General features: G+C 68.2%; 3 protein-coding genes. 2 read left to right on the top strand and 1 reads right to left on the bottom strand.

Annotation, left to right across the window (positions count from 1 at the left end; all coding sequences use genetic code 11):
* The first annotated feature begins 179 nt into the window (after window positions 1–179).
* Both RMO40_RS16195 and RMO40_RS16190 read left to right on the top strand, forming a co-directional pair.
* Entirely contained in the window at window positions 180–1838 is a 1659-nt protein-coding gene (locus tag RMO40_RS16195; protein WP_309723617.1) for an AAA family ATPase, read from the top strand.
* 10 nt (window positions 1839–1848) lie between these two features.
* A complete protein-coding gene (locus tag RMO40_RS16190; RefSeq protein WP_309723614.1) occupies window positions 1849–2523 on the top strand; it encodes a general secretion pathway protein GspB in 675 nt (224 codons plus the stop codon).
* 38 nt (window positions 2524–2561) lie between these two features.
* Here RMO40_RS16190 and RMO40_RS16185 read toward each other — a convergent pair.
* Window positions 2562–4038, bottom strand: a 1477-nt coding sequence (locus RMO40_RS16185) for an EF-Tu/IF-2/RF-3 family GTPase (RefSeq protein ID WP_309723611.1), incomplete at its 5' end; no start/stop codon positions are given.

Raw genomic sequence — 4038 nt, 5'->3', positions numbered from 1 at the left:
CGACTCTGGTTCATGCACTCCGGCAACGTGGCAAACGCTATGGCCTGCAGACCATGTGCGAGGGCGGTGGGCTGGCCAATGTGACGATCATCGAGCGCTTGTCATGAGGGAGCGAAACCCCGCCGTCGCGTAACCGCTTGTTCGTCGCGACACGACCCGGGGATAGACTCGCCCCCACGATGTACGCGAAATTCTTCGGTCTCAGGCAAGAGCCCTTCTCGATCGCGCCCGACCCTCGCTACCTGTACATGAGCGAGCGTCACCGCGAGGCGCTGGCGCATTTGCTCTATGGCGTGCGGGGTGGCGGAGGGGTGGTGCTGCTCACGGGCGAGATTGGGGCTGGCAAGACCACGGTGTGCCGCTGCTTCCTGGAGCAGATCCCCAAGCGCTGCAATGTCGCCTACATCTTCAACCCCAAGCTCACGGTGGTCGAGCTTCTGAAGACGGTGTGCGAGGAGTTCCGCATCCCGCTCGACCCGGATCGGCTTCGCAGCGAGACGGTCAAGGAGTATCTCGACCCGATCAACGAGTTCTTGCTCAAGACCCACGCGGTGGGGCTGAACAACGTACTCATCATCGACGAGGCGCAGAACCTCTCGCCCGAGGTGCTGGAGCAGCTGCGCCTGTTGACCAACCTCGAGACCAGCGAGCGCAAGCTGCTGCAGATCATCTTGATCGGCCAGCCCGAGCTGCGCGACATGCTGGCCCGGCCCGACCTGGAGCAACTGGCCCAGCGCGTGACCGCGCGCTATCACCTGAAGGCCTTGTCTCAGGCCGAGACCACGCAGTACATACGGCATCGCCTGAGCGTGGCGGGCTTGAGTGGCCTGGTGCCCTTCGAGCGCGACGCGCGCAGCCGCATTCACCAGCTGTCGCGCGGTGTGCCGCGCCGCATCAACCTGCTGTGCGACCGCGCCTTGCTGGGCGCGTATGCCGGCGGCCGCTCGCGGGTGAACCGCGACACCGTCGACAAGGCCGCGGTTGAGGTATTCGGCGAGAGCGACATCGCGGCCTTGCCCGCCACACGTTTGACGCGGGTGGCACTGTTCGCCGCGGGCGCCGGCCTGCTCGCCGGGGCAGCCTTGTTCGGCATCATCAATTGGGTTGCGGCCCAGAATGGGGCGCAGCGGCAGCCCGCGGAACCGGTCGCCAAGGCAGCGTCGGCCGCGGCGAGCGCATCGCTGGCCGCTGCCAGCCGGCCCACCACCGCCAGCAGTGCCATCGCGGACCCGGCAGCGGCGATCACGCTGCGCCTGCGCAGTGAAAACGAAGCCTGGCGCGAGCTCGGTACCTGGTGGAAGGCCTCGCTGGGCGAGGGCGATCCCTGCCAGTCGGCCGCGCAGCAGCAGTTGCAGTGTTTCAAGAGCGATGGGGGTTTGGCTCTGATCCGCCAGCTGGGCCGCCCGAGCGTGCTCACGCTGTACGACGACGCTGGCAAACCGGCCTATGCCGTGCTGGTGGCGCTCACGAACCAGAGCGCCACCCTGCGTGCGGGCGGTGTCACGCAGACGGTCGGTTTGCTGGCCTTGTCGCGCCAGTGGCGCGGCGAGTTCGCCACCCTGTGGCGTTCGCCGCAGGGTTACCAGAGCAAGGTGACCTTCGCCCAGGCCGGCCCCGCCATCGACTGGCTGGCGGTGCAACTGGCCAAGGTGCATGGTGAGGTACACCCGGTGGGTACGCAGAAACTGGATGCCGCCTTGCAGGCCAAGGTGTCCAGCTTTCAGCTCGCACAGGGGCTCAAGCCCGATGGCAGGGCAGGGCCCATCACCGTGATGCAACTCAATCGGGTCGCCGGTGTGGACGAACCACGTCTCCAGGCCGACACGGCTGCCAACTGAAAGGCGGGGCATGTCTTACATCCTCGATGCACTCAGACGCGCCGATTCCGAGCGCGAGCGTGGCGCGGTGCCCAGCCTGCATGCGAAGCAGCTGCCCGAAACCCTCGCCGACGAAGACGAAGACGAGCGTGGCGGGCGCGCGCAGCCCTTGCTGTGGGCGGTGATTGGCCTCTCGCTGGTGCTGGCCGCCGTGTTGGCTTGGCAGTTCATGGGGAGCAGCTCGCCGGAGCCAGTTATTCCACCCGTGGCCGTGGCGCCTGCTGCGGCGCCGGTGATGGCCCCGGCGGTGGTGGCCCCGCTCGCGCCGCCGCCGCAACTGCCGCCGCCGACGCCCAACCCGGTGGCCGTGGCGCCGAAAGCGCCCGTCGCCGCACCGCCCGCTGAACGCAAGCCGCCACCGCGCGCGGCGGCCAAGCTGCCCGCGCCAGCGTCAGCGTCGGCAGCCGAACCTGTGCGCCCGGCGATGGCCTTCAACGAGTTGCCCGAGCAGATTCGCCGCGAGTTGCCTCAGCTGGTGATTGGCGGCGCGATGTACTCGCAGACGCCCGCCAACCGCATGCTGATCTTGAATGGCCAGGTGTTCCATGAGGGTGACAAGGTGACGGGCGGGCTGGTGCTGGAGCAGATCAGCCTGAAATCAGCGGTGCTGGCCTACAAGGGCTACCGCTATAACATCAATTACTGAGGGCGCGTTGCTTCAAGAAGCAACGCGCCCCCGCGCGCTCACCGCTGGGTGAGCTGAGCCTGCACCTGCGGCGGCGTCACCGCGTAGTGGTCGAACTGCATCGAATACTGCGCCCGGCCCGATGAGAGCGCACGCAGCGTGCCGATGTAGCCAAACATCTCCGACAGTGGCACATGCGCCTCGACCACCGCCGCGTTGCCGCGGTTGTGCTGCGCGCGGATCGTGCCGCGCCGCCTGTTCAAGTCACCGATCGCGTCGCCCAGGTGGTCGGCGGGTGTCACCACCTCGACGGCCATCAAGGGCTCCAGCACCACCGGCGTGGCCTTTGCCGCAGCTTCGCGCAAGGCAGCGCCCGCCGCCAGCTCGAAGGCCAGCGTCGACGAATCGCGCTCGTGGTGGCTGCCATCGACCAGCGTCGCCTGGAAGTCGACCAGCGGGAAGCCCGCCAGCACACCGGCCTCAGCCGCGCGGCGCACGCCGGCCTCCACCGCGGGAAGGAACTCGCGGGGGATCGCGCCGCCCACCACCTGGCTCTCGAAGCGGATGCCTTCGCCACGTGGCAAAGGCGTGAGCCGCAGCGTCAGCTCGGCGTACTGGCCGGGGCCGCCACTCTGCTTCTTGTGCAGGTGCCGCACCTCGGCCGGCCGCGTGATCGTCTCGCGGTAGGCCACTTGCGGCCGCCCGGTCGACACGTTCACGTGGTGCCGTGTGCGCAGGTTCTCGAGCGTCACCTCCAGCTGCAGCTCACCCATGCCCGACAGGATCGTCTGGCCCGACTCGCTGTCTTGCCGGATGCGCAGGCTCGGGTCTTCGCGCACGAGTGCGTGCAAGGCCTTGCCGAGCAGCTGTTGATCGGCCTGTGTCTTGGGTTCCACGGCCACGTGGATCACCGGCTCGGGGATGCTGATCTGCTCGAGCACCACCGGGTGCTGGCGGTCGGCCAGCGTGTGGCCCGTGAGCGTGTCTTTCAAGCCGACCACGCCCGCGATGTCACCCGCCTCCAGAACCTGGCGTTCCTCGTGCTTGTCGGCATGCACCTCGTAGAGTCGCGCCACACGCTCGGTCTTGCCGGTGCTGGTGTTCATCACCACGTCACCCGGCCGCAGGCGGCCACGGTAGACGCGCACGAACACCATCGCGCCGTGGGCATCGCTCACCACCTTGAAGGCGAGCGCCGCCAGCGGGCCGTCGAGGTCGGGCTCGGGTTGGCCCTCCACGGCTCGCACGTCTTGCGGCGCAGGCAGGTAGTCGACCACGGCGTCGAGCAAGGGCTCCACACCCTTGTTCTTGAACGCCGCACCGGCCAGCACGGGCACGAACGCGCCCGCCAGCGTGCCGGCGCGGATGCAGGCACGCAGCTGCGCCACCGTGGGCTCGCTGCCGTTGAGGTAGGCGTTGAGCACGGTGTCGTCTTGCTCGACCACGGTTTCGACCAGGCGAGCGCGGGCGCTGATGGCTTTCGCCATCAGCTCGGGCGGGATCGCCTGCGTCTCATACGGTTCGCCGATCTCGGTA

Origin of the sequence: Rhizobacter sp. (assembly GCF_031412075.1) — a bacterium.
Classification (GTDB): domain Bacteria; phylum Pseudomonadota; class Gammaproteobacteria; order Burkholderiales; family Burkholderiaceae_C; genus Rhizobacter.
This window is presented reverse-complemented; position numbering and strand designations above follow the sequence as displayed.